At 57.5% G+C, this 17,687-nt stretch carries 15 protein-coding genes and 1 pseudogene; 4 read left to right on the forward strand and 12 right to left on the reverse strand.

The window, feature by feature from the left end:
• Positions 1–3 precede the first annotated feature (3 nt).
• From ACP7CJ_RS05655 to ACP7CJ_RS05675, 5 genes are all read right to left on the reverse strand, one after another.
• Positions 4–321 carry an STAS domain-containing protein gene (locus ACP7CJ_RS05655; RefSeq protein ID WP_276193014.1) on the reverse strand — a complete coding sequence of 106 codons (318 nt, stop codon included), beginning with the start codon at positions 319–321 and terminating at the stop codon, positions 4–6.
• A 33-nt stretch (positions 322–354) separates the two neighbouring features.
• Positions 355–723, reverse strand: a complete 369-nt coding sequence (locus ACP7CJ_RS05660) for a response regulator (protein WP_247396048.1) — start codon at positions 721–723, stop codon at positions 355–357.
• Between the two features lie 13 nt (positions 724–736).
• Positions 737–1,921, reverse strand: coding sequence for a methyl-accepting chemotaxis protein (locus tag ACP7CJ_RS05665; RefSeq protein WP_426099798.1), 1,185 nt, complete (start codon positions 1,919–1,921; stop codon positions 737–739).
• Between the two features lie 163 nt (positions 1,922–2,084).
• Positions 2,085–2,714 (reverse strand): response regulator, encoded by a 630-nt coding sequence (locus ACP7CJ_RS05670; RefSeq protein WP_276193015.1) that lies wholly within the window; start codon positions 2,712–2,714, stop codon positions 2,085–2,087.
• On the reverse strand, positions 2,714–5,596 hold the full coding sequence (locus tag ACP7CJ_RS05675) for a PAS domain-containing sensor histidine kinase (protein ID WP_426099799.1): 2,883 nt from the start codon (positions 5,594–5,596) through the stop codon (positions 2,714–2,716). Before ACP7CJ_RS05675 ends, ACP7CJ_RS05670 begins: the two co-directional genes overlap by 1 nt.
• A gap of 588 nt (positions 5,597–6,184) precedes the next feature.
• Between ACP7CJ_RS05675 and ACP7CJ_RS05680 the strand changes: the two genes are divergently transcribed.
• The 4 genes from ACP7CJ_RS05680 to ACP7CJ_RS05695 all read left to right on the forward strand — a co-directional run bounded on the left by ACP7CJ_RS05680 (position 6,185) and on the right by ACP7CJ_RS05695 (position 11,586).
• Positions 6,185–7,951: a sensor domain-containing phosphodiesterase gene (locus ACP7CJ_RS05680; RefSeq protein WP_426099800.1), complete on the forward strand. Its 1,767-nt coding sequence runs from the start codon at positions 6,185–6,187 to the stop codon at positions 7,949–7,951.
• 576 nt (positions 7,952–8,527) lie between these two features.
• The gene (locus ACP7CJ_RS05685; protein ID WP_346429956.1) at positions 8,528–10,183 is read left to right on the forward strand and encodes a methyl-accepting chemotaxis protein; all 1,656 of its coding nucleotides are present in this window, start codon (positions 8,528–8,530) and stop codon (positions 10,181–10,183) included.
• Positions 10,184–10,224: 41 nt separating this feature from the next.
• Positions 10,225–10,749, forward strand: coding sequence for a chemotaxis protein CheW (locus ACP7CJ_RS05690; RefSeq protein WP_247396053.1), 525 nt, complete (start codon positions 10,225–10,227; stop codon positions 10,747–10,749).
• Between the two features lie 30 nt (positions 10,750–10,779).
• Complete coding sequence (locus ACP7CJ_RS05695) at positions 10,780–11,586, forward strand: CheR family methyltransferase (protein WP_276193020.1); 807 nt, start codon at positions 10,780–10,782, stop codon at positions 11,584–11,586.
• Positions 11,587–11,689: 103 nt separating this feature from the next.
• On the opposite strand, the pseudogene ACP7CJ_RS05700 reads toward ACP7CJ_RS05695, so the two are convergent.
• The 7 genes and pseudogenes from ACP7CJ_RS05700 to ACP7CJ_RS05730 all read right to left on the reverse strand — a co-directional run.
• Positions 11,690–12,097 (reverse strand): annotated as a pseudogene (locus ACP7CJ_RS05700) (response regulator); the annotation flags it as partial.
• Between the two features lie 2 nt (positions 12,098–12,099).
• Entirely contained in the window at positions 12,100–13,485 is a 1,386-nt protein-coding gene (locus ACP7CJ_RS05705; protein WP_426099801.1) for an ATP-binding protein, read from the reverse strand.
• Complete coding sequence (locus ACP7CJ_RS05710; RefSeq protein WP_276193024.1) at positions 13,442–14,053, reverse strand: chemotaxis protein CheC; 612 nt, start codon at positions 14,051–14,053, stop codon at positions 13,442–13,444. Before ACP7CJ_RS05710 ends, ACP7CJ_RS05705 begins: the two co-directional genes overlap by 44 nt.
• A complete protein-coding gene (locus tag ACP7CJ_RS05715) occupies positions 14,053–14,412 on the reverse strand; it encodes a response regulator (RefSeq protein WP_247396059.1) in 360 nt (119 codons plus the stop codon). The genes ACP7CJ_RS05710 and ACP7CJ_RS05715 overlap by 1 nt, the downstream gene beginning before the upstream one ends.
• 343 nt (positions 14,413–14,755) lie before the next feature.
• Positions 14,756–16,192, reverse strand: a complete 1,437-nt coding sequence (locus ACP7CJ_RS05720) for an NAD(P)(+) transhydrogenase (Re/Si-specific) subunit beta (RefSeq protein ID WP_276193025.1) — start codon at positions 16,190–16,192, stop codon at positions 14,756–14,758.
• A gap of 9 nt (positions 16,193–16,201) precedes the next feature.
• Entirely contained in the window at positions 16,202–16,543 is a 342-nt protein-coding gene (locus tag ACP7CJ_RS05725; RefSeq protein WP_276193026.1) for an NAD(P) transhydrogenase subunit alpha, read from the reverse strand.
• The gene (locus tag ACP7CJ_RS05730; protein WP_276193027.1) at positions 16,540–17,679 is read right to left on the reverse strand and encodes an NAD(P) transhydrogenase subunit alpha; all 1,140 of its coding nucleotides are present in this window, start codon (positions 17,677–17,679) and stop codon (positions 16,540–16,542) included. Before ACP7CJ_RS05730 ends, ACP7CJ_RS05725 begins: the two co-directional genes overlap by 4 nt.
• Between the last annotated feature and the right edge of the window lie 8 nt (positions 17,680–17,687).

The following is a 17,687-nucleotide window of genomic DNA, read 5'->3' on the forward strand; positions in this document are numbered from 1 at the left end:
CGATCATGCTCCAAGCGACTGAGCGAAAGGCGGATTGGCGAAGTAGTCGTCAAGACCGCTGAGCCGTATTGCTTCGATCACGGCCACACTCGGGTTGCTCAGCAACAGCTGCGTGCTCCCTTTGAGCGACTCGCGTTTGATGAGGATCAACAGTTGCAAACCGGCGCTGTCCAGTTCGTCGACATTGGACAAGTCCAACTCGACCTCATGGGCCAGCGGAAACAACGACAACAACAGGTCTTTTTGTTCAGTGGCCGTGTAGATCGTCAGGGGGCCTTCCATGACCTGGATTCGACGCAGCATCGGGACGGTGCTTTTCATGGAAACCTCCTGGTCAGCGGTCGCTGGCCATCGCTATGGCAGGATCAACTTGGAGACGGCGGTGAGCATTTGCGCGGGCTGAAAGGGCTTTACCATCCACGCCTTGGCACCGGACGCCTGGCCTTGCTGCTTCATCGCATCACTGGCTTCGGTGGTCAGCATGATGACCGGGGTGAACTTGTAGGCTGGCAGCAGCTTGGCGGCCTTGACGAAGCTGAAGCCGTCCATGTTTGGCATGTTCACGTCACTGACAATCAGGTGGATTTTGCGTCCATCCAGCTTGCTCAGTGCATCTCTGCCATCACAGCCTTCGATCACGTCGTAACCCGCGCCTTTGAGCGTGATGCTCACCACCTGCCGGATGGAGGCCGAGTCGTCGACAATCAGAATGGTTTTGCTCATCGGAAAAGCTCCTCTAGAAAAAGGTGATTTCGCTGGCGTCAGCCTTGGCGTGCGTGTTGCCGCCATGAATGGCGTGTTGCTCCGGCATCGTGTAAGCCGTTGAAAGCTCTTGCAGCCAACGGTCACTGGCCATCGGGGTGAGCGCATGCCCACTCAGGCTCGATGCTTGGCGCTCGTCCAGTTGCTGCTCTAGCTTGCCCAGGTCGCGGGTAATCAGCGTCAACATCTGGCTGACGCGATCCTGAAACTGCAAGGCGACCAGCACCTGGGCAATCTCGTCGGCGACGTTGGCGCTCTGCTGCTGCAAGTCATGGCTGTTGCGCACGATGGTTTGGGCGGTACCGCGAAAATGTTCAATGACCTGCGAGACCACGCGCTCCGAGTCGGCGAGGGTCAAGGTGTCTTGTTCGGCGTGGTGGCGGGACATTTGCACCGTGCGGGCAATGGCCGCGTTGACGGTATTGACGGTTTCACTGATCTTGCGCCCGGTCTCGCCGGACATGCTCGACAACTTGCGCACTTCATCGGCAACCACCGCAAAACCTCGCCCTGCTTCACCGGCTCGGGCGGCTTCGATGGCAGCGTTGAGGGCAAGCAGGTTGGTTTGACTGGCGATGTCACCGACGAACTTGGCCATCTGCTGAAGTTGCTCTGTGAAGCCTGAGAGCTGCATAACTTCCTTGAGCTCGTTCTCTTTATTCGAGAGCGCGGCGCGCAGGGCCAGAACGATGGAGTTGAGGTCATGCTGGCCGACTTCCAGCAAGTCGACCAATTGCTGGGAAGCGTCTTGCCCGCCGTTGCTGGCTACGCTGTTGCTGATGTTTGATGACAGCGTGCCAAAACGTTCGCTGAGCTTGAGGATGGACGTTTCGCTGATCAGTCGAGCCGCTTCAATCTGCCTGGACCAGATCGGAAGTACGCTCAGACACACATCTGCCAAGCCGTTATCGACGGCCAATGTCGCCGAGGTCTCTGCCGGTTGATCGAGCTGCTGGCGCAGTCGGGTCCAGTGCGCCTGGTAGCCCCTGTTTGCCCAAAGGCCCAGGCCGATACACAACGCCAACAACACGCTCCCCGCCCCTACTGCCCAGGCGCTGAAACCATTGCTGTAAGCGATCGCCAGCCCACCGAGCAGACCGGCCAAGGCCACGGGAAACAGTGTCAAAGCAGCCGAGGGGGGTGTGGTCTGTTCGTTCACGGTCTGTCTCCCAGTCAAAGCCTCTCATCACCGGTTGATCGGCAGTTAGATTGCTTGAGGAGGATGATGGCTCAGTAATGGCACGCCAGCCATCAGACCATCCCTATTCTGGGGTAGGGATACCGGGAACCCGGGTAGGAAAATCCCTACCCAAGGGCGCTGACTATGAAATCCCCAGGGTCATGGCGAAGCGAACAATGTCCGCCGTAGAACTGAAGCCCATTTTTTCCATGAGCCGAGTCTTGTGGGTACTGACCGTCTTGTTGCTGATGACCAACTGCCCCGCAATCTGGTTGACGCTCATGCCATGAGCCAGCAAGCGCAGAATCTGGAACTCGCGATCGGACAGGCTTTCAACGTAGGTCTGTTGCTTCAAGCCGCTGCTCTGCAGGGCAATCTGCTCCGCCAGCCCAGGGTCCAGGTAACGTTGACCGCTGACCACGCGTCGCATGGCAATCAACAGGGTCTCGGGGTCGCGGTCCTTGGTCAGGTAGCCAAGCGCACCGGCGCGCAGTGCGCGTTGCGCGATGTGGATTTCGTTATGCATGCTCAACACCAGGATCGGCAGATTCGGGTACTGGGCATGCAGGCGGGCAATCAGAATTTCGCCGCTGATACCTGGCATATTCATGTCGAGCAGCAGCAGGTCGATCTCGACCTGGCGCAACAGTTCGATCACTTGCGCGCCACTCTCGGCTTCGGCCACCACTTGGACGTCGGCGACCAGCATGAACAACTGCTTGAGCCCTTCGCGCATGATGGTGTGGTCATCGGCAATCAGCATGCGAATCATCAATACGTATCCTTGTGCATCGGAATGAACGCCTGCACCGTAGTGCCCTGTCCGGGATGGCTGAAAATGATCACTTTGCCGCCCAACATCAGGCCGCGCTCACGCATCCCGGCCAACCCCAAGGTCTGGCGGGTGACGGCATCCGGGTCAAACCCCTTGCCGTTATCCTGGACCTCCAGCAGCCAGTGCGTTTCCTGCGGGCTCAGGGTGACGCTGACCTGTGTCGCTTCGGCGTAGCGCGCGATATTGGTCAACGATTCCTGCACGATGCGAAACGCGGCGGTGGTGTGCGTATCGGGGAGCGTCAGGGGAATCAAAGGCAGGTGCAACACGCAGGGAACTCGGGTCAAGGTGACGAATTCGGTTGTCAGCCATTCAAGACCGGAGACCAGCCCCAGGTTCAAGGCGGAGGGTCGCAGGCTGGTAGAGACATCACGCACGACCTGGATCGTCTTATCGGTCAGCACCATCAGCCGCTCGACCTGCGGGGTCAGCTCCGGTGTGGAGGCGCCGAACTGAAACCTCAGCAGCGATATCCCCATGCGCAGTGCCGTCAGGTGCTGGCCCAGCTCGTCATGGATCTCCCTGGCGATCAGTTTGCGCTCCTCTTCCCGCGCCGTTTCGCGGCGGGTCGATAGATCACGCAGTTGTGCATTGGAGTTGGCCAGGCGCCGTTCGGCAGCGCGCAGCTTGGAAATGTCGCGCCCCACCGCCAGCACACTCACGACCCGCTGGCCGTCGACCTCTGGCACAAAGTGGATCAGCACCACTTTGGGTGCGGCCTTCAACCCCGAGAGAAAAAACTCTTGCTCCGTCGCTTTATTTTCCTGAATCACTTGGGCCACCAATTCGCGAAACAGCTGAGACTGGTGGTTCAGGGGCGCCACCGCATCCATGGGCATTCCCATCAGTTCCGGCCAGGCCCCGCCCACCCATTTGCGCAGTTGCGCATTGACGTAGAGCACCTCGCCATGAGCACTCAGACGAGCGATAGCATCCGGGCTGTTTTCGACCAGGGCGCTGATATCGTGCTGGCGTCCGAGTTCTTTCTGCCTGGCCCTTGTCAACAGGGTAATGTCGCGACTGATCACCAATATCTGCGGGGCCATGCGCCCCGAATCCGCTACCGGCACCAGAGTAACGTGCAGTTGACGAACTTCGTTGCGAAGCATCACGCCCTCATCGGACTCAACCACCCGCCCGGCGCTCGTGCATTGCTCGCACAGCGCCTGGATTTTTTGCGCGCTCAACCGACCAAAGATCGGCTCCAGGGGCTCACCGATAACATCGGCATGAGCTTTGCCCAGCGCGCGTAACAACGCGGGGTTGACCTCGACACAACGCAGGCAACCGACCTCAGTCATTTCCAGCAGGCAAAGCATGTCCAGGGTGTGGTCAAAAATGTCACGATAACGACGCTCACGCTCCCGAAGTAACGACTCTGATCGCCAGCGTTCGATCGCAATCGCCGCAATGTGACACGTCTGGCGCACGCGCAGCGTGTCGCTCTCATCCGGCCCGGTGCCGGGAGACTGGGACAACTCGAAAGTGCCGAGAATGTGTCCTTGTTTGTCCACGATCGGTTCGGACCAGCCGACAGCAGACGCCTTATTCATCACAGTGCCAGTGCCGAGCTGCACCCTGCAGGACCGGTGGGGCAAGGCCAATTGCAGATAACCCACAAGGAGCCCCAGCGTTTCCTCCAGGGGGGCGCCCGTCGACATTTTTTCGAAAATGCCCAAGCGCGCATCTTCCAGGACTTGTTGCTTGCACAACTCCGTAATGTCGTGGGCCAGCGCCAACACGCCGACCACCTCGCCTGTCGGACTGCGCTCGGCCGTCAGGCTGACCGCACAACTGACAGACTCAGTACTGTCCGCGAAGGTCCAACTGTCCAGGAATTGCGCCGTTTCGCCCGTCGCGACGACATGGCGAAGTTGGTTGAGATACTCACCCGCGTCCGCGTCAGGGCTGACGCCTATCGACTCGTCATAAGACATGCCGGTCAAGAGCAAAAATGTCGGGTTGACGTAAGTGCGCAGCAGGTTGCGATCGTAACGAACAATGATGTTGGGTGAATTTTCCGCGAGGGTGAGAAATTTGAGTTCACTGCCCATCAGTGTTTCGCGAAGCTGCCAGTTCTCGGTGATGTCCTCCAGTTGGGACACAAAGCAGATTGGCTGCCCTTGATCATCGCGCACCAGCCCCACGGTCAACCGCACCCACACCACCCGCCCGTCGCGACGGATACAGCGTTTATGCAGCGTCGCGCCAGGCCTTTCACCGCGCTTGAGTTCGTCGATCAACTGCTTGCCAACCTCCCGGTCTTCGGGGTGGGTCAGTGCTATGAACGTGGTGGTTTGCAACTGCGCTTCGCTATACCCAAGCAGGCTGCAAATGACGCCATTGGCCCGTAGCCAACGACCGTCCAACGACACCAACGCCAGGCCGGTACCGGAGGAATCGAAAATCGACCTGAGCGGAATCTGCGAGTAGCTTTCGGTATCGGATTGCGCGGCTGACGGTCCCTGGCGGGCAATGACCTCGACAATAAAATAATCCTCGCGCCACAGCGTCAAGACGATGTCCAGCCCGCACGACAGCCTGCTCAGCGCCGAGAAACCAACTCGCGTTTTCCCCGCTGCCTGTTCCAGTGCCGCGTAAAAAACACCCTGGTCTTCGGACCGCAGGAGGGCGATAAACTCGCCGCCCGCAGTCGGAGAAACACCATTATGAATTTGCAGGTGTGAGAACGCGGGGTTGCCAGCGACAACCCGAGCGGCTCGGTCCAGCGCCACAACCGCAACTGACAGACAGCCGAGCACGCTCTCGAGGGTTCGCAACGTATCGTCGTCAACCATTGCCTGTGTGTCGCGAGCCATACGTCCCTGTACCTAGGTCTTTGACAGTACTTGACATTTGAAAGACGTGTAAAACGCCTAGCAACCTTCTACATAGCGCTGGAAGTCGGAAACGACTGAACATTGACCTTTTCTAGGAGAACGGAACCATTCAATCGCGATTAACCGCCAACTTGTATATATCGTTTTGAGTGTGTCTTCAGACTAACTAATAATGCTTTGCTCGAACTGTAGCTCAATCTCAAGCTTCAAAGAACTACAGCACGATAAATGCGAAGGCATTCGAGTAAATGATCCAGGTCAAAGCACTTGGACCGACGCTGGTTTTGCGTCACTTGTTGTCTATGCTGACCTGCGACGGTGCGGTGATGGGTGCAAGCCGTTGCAGGTCTTGCGCGGCATCGTTGAGCGCACCGATCCAGCGTCTGGCCAAGCGATCAACGCGCGTGTGCTTGCTGATAGCGACAGCCGGCACTGCTCGCTGGAGAGCATCAAGGGAGGCCGCCGACGCGCAGACCTTCGAGCGATCCAGCGAATGAAAAAAATGATATCATAGTGACATCACCGTCTGATACCGTTAATCAGAACCAAGCAATTGCGAGGGTCATCATGGGCGAAGGCGCTCCCATTCCGTCGAATGAAGCTGAAAGGCTAAAAGAGGTCGCGAAATTTTGCCCCGCGGGCGGCGACTCCGACGAAGTCTTCGACAAAATCGTCGCAATGACCTCTGCGTATTTCAACGCGCCGATCACGCTGATCTCAATCGTCGATGAACATCGTCAATGGTTCCGCGCGCGGGTTGGCCTGGAGGCAACCCAAACGCCAAGAGAGGTTTCCTTTTGCGCCTACTCGACGTTGGATAATTCGCGGTTGGAGGTGTTGGACGCCAGCCTTGATACCCGGTTTAAAGACAACCTCTTGGTTACTGGCGCGCCGTATATTCGTTACTACGCCGGTGCGCCACTTATTACCGAAGATGGTTTTACCCTGGGAAGTCTCTGCATCATCGACACCGCCGCCCGCACACCCATGAGCGCGCTCGACGTTGACATGCTCAATGGCTTCGCTGAACTGGTCATGATGCGTATCTGTCATATGCGATCTCGTAACTTCGTAGACCCACCCACAGGGCTATTTAATCGACTGAAGTTTGAGGAGGATATCCATCAAACGATCCGGGTGAAAAGTACGTGCGAGGTTTATGCGATCGACGTCATTGCGCCGAAATTTCTCAACGATATCGTGAAAGCGCTGGGTTATATTTTTGCACAAGACCTGATCCTGGCCATAAAGTCGCGCCTACAAAAACTGCTGCCCGATACCTGCTTGCTTTATAAAATCAGCCCAACGCGATTTGGCTTCATTCTCAAGGAGCAGCAGACGCCTGAGCACATTTGCGAAAATATTCTGCATAACTTCAAAACACCGGTTGCGTGTCACGGCATCCCCATACCCATGCAAGTAGGGATTGGCGTACTGCCTATTTTAAAATCCCAAGAGCTCCAGCAGGACTGGCTACGCCTGGTGGTAAGCGCTGCGGATGAGGCCCGTGACCGCAAGCTCGGATGGTTTCTTTATGAGCCGCAATTTGATGCAGCTCAACAACGGGCTTTTATGCTGTTGAGTGCGTTGCCGGAGGCGGTCAACGCTGACCGACAGTTCAGTCTGGTATATCAGCCAAAAATCAAACTACCCTCGGGAACATGCCATTCGGTAGAAGCATTGATACGTTGGACGCATCCGGTACTCGGCAACATCAGTCCCGCTGAATTCATCCCCTTGGCTGAAAAAACAGCGCTGATAGCCTCCATTGGGTTATGGGTGCTCAAAGCCATTATCCAGCAAGCGGCGGCCTGGAAAGCGCGAGGTTTGCGCCTGCTGATAGCGATGAATATTACTGTCAGTGACATGGAAAGCGCCGAGTTCGTAGACACCCTGATTCATGAAGTCGAAAAACACGGCCTGGAACCTGCCGACTTTGAAGTTGAGCTTACCGAAAGTATGCTCATGACCAACCCGAAAGAAGTCATCCGGCAACTGGAGCGCGTTCGTAAGTTTGGCGTAGCGGTCGCCGTTGACGACTTTGGCACCGGCTACAGTAACTGGGCGTATTTGAAGAAACTTCCGGCCAGCACCGTTAAACTTGACCAGTCGCTGATCAGTGGGCTGTGCACCAATAAAAATGATAAGAAACTGGTTAAAACCCTGATAGAGCTGGCGAAGGGCCTCGGCTACCGAGTCGTTGCAGAAGGTGTAGAAAGCGAAGAAGTTCTAGAGCTTTTAACACAGTGGGGATGCTCTGAAGCGCAGGGTTACTTGATAGCAAAACCTATGAGTTCCAAGGCTTTAGAAGCCTGGATAGGACAAAGAAGCTAGGAGGCACTCGTGATTCTTAAGGATTATCACTCTGCGGTTGCGGGCTTTGTATATAACGCGCTTCCGCCGCTGGTCGACGACCGATTATATAAATGATCAGTGCAACATTACTGCCGTTACTGAGCGCCCCTGTAAAACTGAACTATTTTGCCACTGGCCGACGACTGACCTGTTCTGCGCTCAAGTTGATCCTGGCCTGGGCCGATAGGGATGTGAGAAGGATCGAGGTTTACTGATTCAGGGAGGAACTTATGTCGTCATACGGCAACTTGCAGCCCCTTCCTCAGGCAGGCGCTTTTTTCCGATTACCGCTCATATCCGCCGCCGGTGGTGTGTGCGCCCCGCTATTGAGCGACTCACGCCCCGCTGGGGCTGGGGCTGCTGAGCCTACGCCAGAACGACGGGCGATGGTGAATGAAGTAGCGGCCATCGCCCAGCAGACGAGTCAACGTCAATCAACCCGCCGACCACCAGGAAACGTGCCCGGCGTAAACCCGGGCAGCCCGCTGTTTATTCGTTGAACGATAACAATACCGGCAATTAAGCCGACCGCACCGCACATGGAGAGGCCTTTCAATGAAATGGTTCTACGATTTAAGAATAGCCACCAAGCTCATCACGTCGTTTTTGCTGGTGTTGGTGCTGACGGCCCTGACGGGCGGGTTCGCCATCATCCAACTGGGCATGGTCAACGAGACTGCCACTGAGATGCGCGACAACTGGTTGCCCTCAGTGCGGGTTGCCTCTGGCATCCGTTTTTTTGTCGCCAACTATCGGATCAAGGAACTGCGCCATCTGATGGCCGACAGTCCGACAGAACAGACGCAATATGAACAGGAGGCCGTCGATGCTCGCAAGGAAGTCGATACCCGCATCGCGCGCTATGAAAAAGAGCTGATCTCAAGCCCGGCTGAGCAGGCGTTGTTCGATACATTCAAGAACGATTGGAACAACTACCTCAATACCAGCAAGAACCTGTTGGCCGAGTCCCGGCTGGGTGCGAAGGAACAGACCAACGCCATTCTCAAAGGGGACTCGAAACGCGACTTCGAACAAGTCGCCAGCGACCTGGTAAAAATTATCGACTTCAACGACGCCGGGGCGACGGCAGCCAATCAACGGGGTAACGAAATCTACGCGAACGCGCGACTGTCAATCATCGCCGCGGTACTCGTGGCCCTGCTGGTGGGCATCGCGCTGGCGTTGTTTATCTCACGCATCATTTCCAACCCGCTGAGAAGGGCCGTGGATGTCGCCAGCCAACTGGCCGAAGGTAACCTGGCCGTGAAGATCGAAGGGGGTTCCAGAGACGAAACCGGGCAGGTGCTCACGGCGATGCAGGCAATGGTCGGCAAGCTTTCGCAGATTATCGGTGAGGTGCGCAATGCCGCCGACGGTCTGGCCAGCGCGTCGGAGGAAGTCAGCGCTACAGCCCAGTCCATCAGCCAGACCACCAGCCAACAAGCCGCAAGCGTCGAAGAAACCAGCGCATCCATCGAACAAATGAGTGCCAGCATCAACCAGAACACCGAGAACGCCAAGATAACCGACGGCATGGCCAGCAAGGCGGCCAAGGAAGCCGGGGACGGAGGCGACTCTGTTCAGCAGACGGTCCAGGCGATGAAAAAAATCGCGCAACGCATCAGCATCATCGACGACATCGCCTACCAGACCAACTTGCTGGCCTTGAACGCAGCCATTGAAGCGGCGCGAGCCGGCGAACATGGCAAGGGCTTCGCAGTGGTGGCGGCCGAAGTGCGCAAACTGGCCGAACGCAGCCAGGTGGCCGCGCTGGAAATAGGCGAGCTATCCACCAGCAGTGTCGAAATGGCCGAACGGGCGGGCCGTTTGCTTGGCGAGATGCTGCCTTCGATCAACAAGACCTCCGATCTGGTCCAGGAAATCACGGCCGCCTCCGAAGAACAGGCAGCCGGCGTGTCGCAGATCAATTCGGCAATGAACCAACTCAACCAGGTCACTCAGCAAAATGCCTCCAGCAGCGAGGAGCTCGCTTCTACCGCCGAAGAAATGAGTACCCAGGCCGAACAGTTGCAGCAGTCCATGAGCTTTTTCACACTGGAGGCGGGTGAGCGGGCATCGAACGTCACACTTGGCAAGCCTAGCCCGGCAAGCAGTGTGTCGCGCGCGGTGGCGCGGGCACCGCGAGCGGTCCAGCAGAAAACCTTCCTCAAGAGCGCAGGCCCCGACGAAAGCGAGTTCACGCGGTTCTAAGCGCAAACCGGACGCGATGCTTTTTCATGCAGGAGAGCGACATGGGCGCGTTAACCAATACCCGACAAACGGCTGCGATTCAAAAGCAGGAGGCGCAGTACCTGACGCTCCTGCTGGGCGGCGAAATGTTCGCCATAGATATCCTGGGTATCAAGGAAATCATCGAGTACGGACACGTGACCCCGGTGCCGATGATGCCCGACTTCGTGCGCGGCGTGCTCAATCTGCGGGGTGCCGTGGTGCCGGTGCTGGACCTCAAGGCACGGTTCGGACAGCCCTGCACGAAGGTGACCCGACGCAGCTGTGTAGTGATCCTCGAAACCAGCAGTGAAGACCACCAGGCCCAGGATATCGGGCTTCTGGTGGACAGTGTGTCAGAGGTGCTGGCAATTCCGGCGGACGAGATCGCGCCGCCCCCCAGCTTTGGCGCACGCATTCGTCCTGACTTTATCAGCGGCATGGCAAAGGTCGCCGGTAGGTTCGTCATCGTGTTGCAGGTCGACAAGGTGTTATCCGTGGATGAAATATCTCAACTGGCGGACGCCGGCGACAGCCCTACCCTCTAGGCCCAGTGAGTCACGAACAAGGAGTTCGGATTGAAACAGATCAATCTTGAAGATCGCGAATTCACCCAGTTCCAGTCCTGGCTCTATGGCGCGGCAGGCATCCACTTGTCTCCCATGAAAAAGGCCCTGGTTGCTGGACGTCTGTTCAAGCGCCTGCAGTTCCATGAGCTGGAGAGCTACGGCGCGTATTTCAAAATGATAATGGGCAAGGAGAACCCCGACGAGCTGCAGTTTGCCCTGGACCTGTTGACCACCAACGAAACGTATTTCTTTCGTGAACCCAAGCACTTCGAGTTCCTGCGCGAACGGGTATTGCCCTTCGCATCGCCAGGCAAGACCTTCAGGGTGTGGAGCGCGGCCAGTTCCTCGGGCGAAGAACCTTACAGCCTGGCCATGACCCTTGCCGAACACCTGCGCAGTACGCCCTGGGAGGTTATCGGATCAGATATCAGCACCCAGGTCCTGGCCAAGGCCCGGAACGGGCATTACTCGATGGAACGCGCGAACAGGCTGCCGCTACCCTTGCTCAGTCGATACTGCCTCAAGGGCATTGGCCAGCAGGAAGGCACCTTCCTGATCGACAAAACCCTGCGCCACCGGGTCAGTTTCGTTCAAGTCAACCTGATCGAGACCCTGCCCAAATTGGGCGAATTCGATGTGATTTTCCTGCGCAACGTGATGATTTACTTTGATCAGGAGACCAAGCGAAAAGTGGTCAGCCGCCTCCTCCCATTTCTGCGACGTGGCGGCTATTTCATGATCAGTCATTCGGAAAGCCTGAACGGCGTCAGCGATGCGCTCAAGCTGGTGGCGCCTTCGATTTATCAAAAACCATGAGCTGCCAGCGAACATCAACTGACGTTGCGTGGGGGCGCTGAGGTGATAGCCCGATCGCGCGCAATTTTTCGTTCTATTCGCTAATGAGCGCCTTCGGGTTGTCACGGCCACGCAGCACATTCTGCAGGTCCAGAGCCTGATCGAGGGTGAGCTGAAGCTCTTCATCATTCCAGGGCTTGCTGATGTAGCGGAAAATATACCCATCGCTGATTGCCTGAGTGATCATGCTCATGTCGGCATAACCGGTCAGCAGGATATTCATGCATGTTGGATCGCGCTTATGCACCTCCCGGAGTAGGGTCGGACCGTCCATAAACGGCATGCGCGCGTCGCAGACAATCATGTCTATAGGGTGCAGTTCGAAAAGACTCAGCGCCTGCGCCCCACTCGTGGCCAGCAGCAAGTCGTAAGGCTTGCCGCGCAGCAAGCGGCGCAGGCTGTTGAGGATACTTTCTTCGTCGTCCACCAGCATGACGGTGTGGCGTTTTTCGCTCAAGGAAGGGGTGTCCATGATCAGCTACCTTCAACAGCAGAGGCCAAGTGGGCCTGAACCAGGGGCTGGCGCAATGGCAACCACGCGCGAAAGCAACTGCCCCTGCCCGGCTCACTTCTGACGGTGAGCCTTCCATGGTGCTTGACGATGATGCTGTACGACAGCGACAGGCCAAGGCCCGATCCCATGCCCACCGGTTTGGTTGTGAAAAACGGTTCGAATATCCGGTTCTGGATTTCCAGAGGAATGCCATGACCGTTGTCGGTGATCTCGACGAAAACGCCGCCGTCTTCCCTGCCACTGCTGATGATGATTTCGCCGTCGGCGCCGACGGCATGGCTGGCATTGATGAGCAGGTTCAGGAAAACCTGATTGATCTGTGACCCCATGCACTCGATGGGTTCGATATCGCCGTAGTACTTGATTACCTGAGCCTTGAACTTGATCTCGTTCCAGATAACGTTGAGGGTGCTATCCAGCCCCTTGTGCAGATCGGCCAACTGCCATTCGTAACTGTCGACATGGGAGAACTCGCGCAGGTCCTTGACTATACGAGTGACACGGTCCAGCCCGTCGACCGATTCGGTGAGCAATTCGTCGATGTCCTGACGCATGAAGTTGTAATCGGCCTTGTCCCGCATGGCCGCGAGCTCAGGATGAGCATGGGCATGTGTTTCGTCACTGGCCTGCTCATAGGCATCGAGCAGTGCGAAAATATCCACGAGGTAACGGCGCAGGCTGTTGACGTTGGAGCAAACAAAGCCAATCGGGTTATTGATCTCGTGGGCCACCCCCGCAGCCAGTTGCCCTATCGCCGCCATCTTCTCGGACTGCAGCAACTGCGCCTGGGCGTCTTCGAGCCGTGCGATAAGCAGTGCCTGGGCGCTCTTTTCCTCTTCTAGCAACTCGTTAAGGTGCGTCAGTTCGAGTTGGCGGGCCGCGGTGTCGGTCGTATCACTGATGGCTAGGCCTACACCCAGACTGCCGCCATCGGCGTCCTGCACGGGGAAGAAGGTGCAGTTCTGATACATGTGCCGGACCATGCCGCTGATGGGCCGGGTGCTTTCGAAATTGAACAGGTGCGGCCGTTGCTGCCAGGAGGTAAAAGCAAAGTTTTGCAGCGTGAAGACACTGTTGATCTTCTGCCGGGTCCAGCGCTCAGGCAGCTCCGGAAATGCTTCGAACAGCGTGCGCCCCACCAGCTCCTGGGAACTTCGGCCGCTATTGATAGACATAAAGTGGTTGGAGAACAGCACCTTGCAGTCCTGATCGACCAGCAGCACGCCCATATTGATCGCCTTGAGCATCGACTCCAGGGTTTCCCGGGAAATTGCCTTGTTGTCTGTCATGAAGACGCCCTTTTCAAAGCTCGTAAAGCAAACGATCGATGGCCCGAATGACAACACCGGCTGTACGTTCGGTGATGCAGATCAGCAGGTCGCACGAGAATTGATGAGCCTGAACCTCGAAACGGATTTCTAACACCATCGCAAGGTGTTCGTTCAGGTTCAATTCATCCAGTGCGTTCGTGGGCTCTTCTCTGTGGACCAGAATCGACGGCGCGTCATAGCTCACTTGTATCGCCACCTGCCTGGCCAGGCCACTGATGCAGGCGCCGGACAGGATGTTGGTGACATCTAACATGAGCTCTTCCTGCTGCTCAGGGCCGTCGTCGTTATAGCCCAGCAGCTCGGCCAGCTTATCGGCCCCCATCGAGCCAAAGCACACGAACACCTCGCCGCGTAACTCACCCAGAAAAGACTGGCGGGTGACAATCATGAAGCGTCGGCGAAGATGCTCCGGAATCGACAGTTTGTTCTGTTCCCGAATCAGCGGGTGAATGAAAGGAACCGAAAGCGTAACCATGGTATCGGTCAGCAGGGCCAGTCGCTCGGCCGCCTGCCCCATGGCAATATTCATCAGTTCCTGCAGGGCATCACGTTGGTCTTCGGTGAGCGCGGCCAAGGTTTCCATCACAGCACTCCTATGAGATGCAATGCATCGAGTACAGCTTCAGCTGTAACGGGCTTGGCGACGAATGCAGCAGCGCCCAGCTCGAATACTCGCTGCCTGGCCAGCGGCTGGATGTCTGCGCTAATCACTACGACCACCACATTGGCGTCTTCACGCTTGAGGGCCTCAAGCGTCTGGAAGCCGTCCATGACCGGCATGGTCAGGTCGAGAAACAGCAGCTCCACCAACCCGGCGTGATACGCCTCCATCACCTCGGCACCATTACAGGCCTGGCGAATATCTTCGGTCAGTGATTCTGGCAGGGATCGCAAGACCAGCTTGCGGGACATGGATGAGTCATCGGCGATTAGAACTTTCATGGCGCACTCCACATTTATGAAGTGTCTCGCAGCGTCGGTCGAGGCCGCAGAAACTAAGATTCGTTAGAATCTTTTAACCACTCTAGCCTGAAGAATATCAAAGAGCCATCAGCCAATGCTGATACTGCCCTATTGATTGGAGACGCATGTAGGGCATTCCCTACACGCCGCTATAGACCTGGGGTGTATTTCCCGAACTGGGACCATCAGATCGCTGATTAATTTAATGACGCCTGCTGTTTCTGACCCGCCTGGGCGCCGTTGCAGCCCGGCCCGCAGAGCACCACCGGCGAGCGGGGTGCCCGCCGGCCTGAAAGGTGGCCTGGCCCAGCCCGAAAACGCGTTATCCCAAACCTCTGACCGCCTCGATCATCTTGACCAGGACGGCCTGCGCATCGCCGTACACCATGTTGCAGTTTTCTGCGTAAAACAGCTGATTCTGAATACCGGCATAACCCTTGCCCTCCCCGCGCTTGACCACATACACGTGATGAGCCTTGTCCACATCAAGGATCGGCATGCCATAGATGGGCGATGCTTTATCGCTGCGTGCAGCGGGGTTGACCACGTCGTTGGCGCCGATCACTAACACCACATCGGTGTCAGCGAAATCGGCATTGATGTCATCCAACTGGAATATCAGGTCGTAAGGCACACCGGCCTCAGCCAGTAACACGTCCATTTGTCCCGGCATACGCCCCGCTACCGGGTGTACCGCGAATCGCACAAGCACGCCGTGGGCTTGCAACAACTTCACGAACTCGTAGAGCTTTTGTTGCCCCTGCGCGACGGCCAGGCCATAGCCGGGCACGATGATGATTTTATTGGCGTAACGCATGGCGACGCCTGCATCACTCGCCGCCGTCGGCTTGAGCTCACCCACGATCGCTGCGCCTTTACGAACCGGCTGATCGCCAAAACGTGCAAACAGCACATGCGCGACCGTGCGATTCATGGCTTTGGCCATCAGCAATGTGAGCAGTACGCCAGCAGCGCCAACCAGCATGCCGGCGATCATCATGGCCGGAACCTGCAACACAAAGCCTTCAAGGCCGACCGCCAGTCCGGTGAAGGCGTTGTAGATAGAGATAACCACCGGCATGTCGGCACCGCCGATGGGCAACGTCATCAGCACCCCGAACAGCAACGCACAGCCGAAGAACACACCGATCAACCACAGGACGTCGTTTAACGAACCGTGTGCGGCCTGCATGACGACCATCAGCCAAGCGCCTACGCAGAGCGTCACCAGCATCAGCAAGGCGTTGATCAGTTGCAGGCCTTTCATGCGCAATGGCTTGTTGATGCGGCCATCCAACTTGGCCCAGGCAATCAAGGAACCCGATAACGAGATGGCGCCGATCAACGCGCCAAACAACGTGCCGACCAATGCGGAAAGGTCGAACACTCGATTCCCGAACAACTCCATGGCGGCGATCGCGGCGGCGGCGCCCCCGCCCATGCCGTTGTATATCGCGACCATCTGCGGCATGGCGGTCATTGCCGCTTTGCGCCCACTCCACCACGCTGCGCCACCGCCCAACAGCAGCGCGCCGAGCGCGAGGCTGACGTTAACAGGCAAATGTGGGCGGGCCGCCTCACTCACGGAGAATGCGTAGAGAAAACTCACGATGACGGCGGCCGCCATGCCCCAACCGGCAACATGAATGCCGCCGGCCGCCGTGACGGGCGAAGACATGCGCCACAACCCGAAAATCAGTAAAAAAGCCGCGAAGAAATACACCAGCCCAATCAGCCACTGCGACGTCATAATCAACATGATCAAACCTCAAGCCTTTTCAGGTTTCCGGGTGGCAGAGTGATGAGCTTTACGCCGCTTGGGCTCCGGCGCGCTGGTCTGGAACATCGCCAGCATCCGGCCAGTGACGGCATACCCGCCTGCGGCATTCCCCGCCCCCAGCAACACGGCGACAAAACCGGCCGTTTGTTCGGGCACGCTCGCGGCATCGAGCAGCCCGATAAGCCCGCCGATCACCACAATGCCATGGATGAAATTCGAGCCCGACATTAACGGCGTGTGCAAAATGGCCGGGACCCGGCCGATGATGACCCAGCCGGCAAACGCGGCGAGCATGAAAATATAAAGCCCGACGAAGCCAGCACTGTTCATGAGGTCTTCTCCTGGGTTGCGGCATCCGTTGGGTTCAGCGCATGCATGAGTTTGCCCGCGTGGGTGAGTACCGTTTGCGCCAGAATCTGATCGTCCCAGTCGATGCTGATGACGTTGTTCTTCAACATCAGCGCCAATAAGTTGAACTGATTTTTTGCGTATAGCAGGCTGGCGTCCTGGCTCAAGGATGAGGGCAGATTCAACGGTGCCATCAGTGTTACCTGGCCGACCATGACAGTCTGTCCGGGCACACACCCTTCGCAATTGCCGCCGCCTTCGGCGCCAAGATCAACGATCACTGCACCGGGCTTCATCCCGGCGAGCTGTGCGGCACTGACCAAGCGTGGTGAGGGCCGCCCCGGCACTGCCGCCGTGGTAATGACCAGGTCCGCTTGTTGGATATGCTCAGTCAAGACTTGAGCCACTTGCGTTTTTTCTGCGTCACTCAACTCCCGCGCATAACCGCCTTTGCCTCGCGCATCGACCCCCACATCGACAAAGTTGGCGCCCAGGGATCTGGCCTGCTCCGCGGTTTCCGGGCGAACGTCGTACCCCTCTACCACGGCGCCCAGGCGGTGCGCGGTCGCGATGGCCTCCAGCCCCGCCACGCCCAATCCCAGGACCAACACTCGCGCCGGCCCCACGATACCCGCCGCCGTGGTGACTTTTGGCAGGATGCGAGACATCTGTACCGAGCCCAGTTGGACCGCATAGTACCCAGACAACGCTGATTGACTGGAAAGCGCATCCATCGACTGAGCCCGCGTGATGCGCGGCAGGCGCTCCATGGCAAAACACGTGACTTGGCGCTCCAATAAACGCTGCACCAAGGCCGGATTCTTCTGCGCATACACAAAACACAGGAGTACCGACCCAGGCTTCATCTTGCCTACGACCTCAAGCGAAGGCGCCTGCACCGCGAGAAGCACATCGGCCTCATGCAGCCACTGTCCGCCGCTGGACACGAACAACACGTCCGAATAAGCCGCGTCCGGCAAAAAACTCGCGTCACCCGCCCCCGACTGCATATGAAGTTTTGCCCCTAAAGCACTTAACTTCGCGCAGAGGCCAGGCACGAGGGCCACACGTCGTTCGTGCGGGTGGGTTTCTTTCAGCACAGCCACATTGACGTACATCGCGCGCT

This window comes from Pseudomonas sp. PSPC3-2 (assembly GCF_049897085.1).
In the GTDB taxonomy this organism is placed as follows: domain Bacteria; phylum Pseudomonadota; class Gammaproteobacteria; order Pseudomonadales; family Pseudomonadaceae; genus Aquipseudomonas; species Aquipseudomonas paraveronii.

What these genes read in the sequence shown, in the direction of transcription:
- ACP7CJ_RS05660 (WP_247396048.1), bottom strand. Translation starts at nt 723, where the DNA reads ATGAGCAAAACCATTCTGATTGTCGACGACTCGGCCTCCATCCGGCAG.
- ACP7CJ_RS05725 (WP_276193026.1), bottom strand. Translation starts at nt 16,543, where the DNA reads ATGAACAGTGCTGGCTTCGTCGGGCTTTATATTTTCATGCTCGCCGCG.
- ACP7CJ_RS05730 (WP_276193027.1), bottom strand. Translation starts at nt 17,679, where the DNA reads ATGTACGTCAATGTGGCTGTGCTGAAAGAAACCCACCCGCACGAACGA.
- ACP7CJ_RS05655 (WP_276193014.1), bottom strand. Translation starts at nt 321, where the DNA reads ATGAAAAGCACCGTCCCGATGCTGCGTCGAATCCAGGTCATGGAAGGC.
- ACP7CJ_RS05675 (WP_426099799.1), bottom strand. Translation starts at nt 5,596, where the DNA reads ATGGCTCGCGACACACAGGCAATGGTTGACGACGATACGTTGCGAACC.
- ACP7CJ_RS05670 (WP_276193015.1), bottom strand. Translation starts at nt 2,714, where the DNA reads ATGATTCGCATGCTGATTGCCGATGACCACACCATCATGCGCGAAGGG.
- ACP7CJ_RS05720 (WP_276193025.1), bottom strand. Translation starts at nt 16,192, where the DNA reads ATGTTGATTATGACGTCGCAGTGGCTGATTGGGCTGGTGTATTTCTTC.
- ACP7CJ_RS05715 (WP_247396059.1), bottom strand. Translation starts at nt 14,412, where the DNA reads ATGAAAGTTCTAATCGCCGATGACTCATCCATGTCCCGCAAGCTGGTC.
- ACP7CJ_RS05680 (WP_426099800.1), top strand. Translation starts at nt 6,185, where the DNA reads ATGGGCGAAGGCGCTCCCATTCCGTCGAATGAAGCTGAAAGGCTAAAA.
- ACP7CJ_RS05690 (WP_247396053.1), top strand. Translation starts at nt 10,225, where the DNA reads ATGGGCGCGTTAACCAATACCCGACAAACGGCTGCGATTCAAAAGCAG.
- ACP7CJ_RS05710 (WP_276193024.1), bottom strand. Translation starts at nt 14,053, where the DNA reads ATGGAAACCTTGGCCGCGCTCACCGAAGACCAACGTGATGCCCTGCAG.
- ACP7CJ_RS05685 (WP_346429956.1), top strand. Translation starts at nt 8,528, where the DNA reads ATGAAATGGTTCTACGATTTAAGAATAGCCACCAAGCTCATCACGTCG.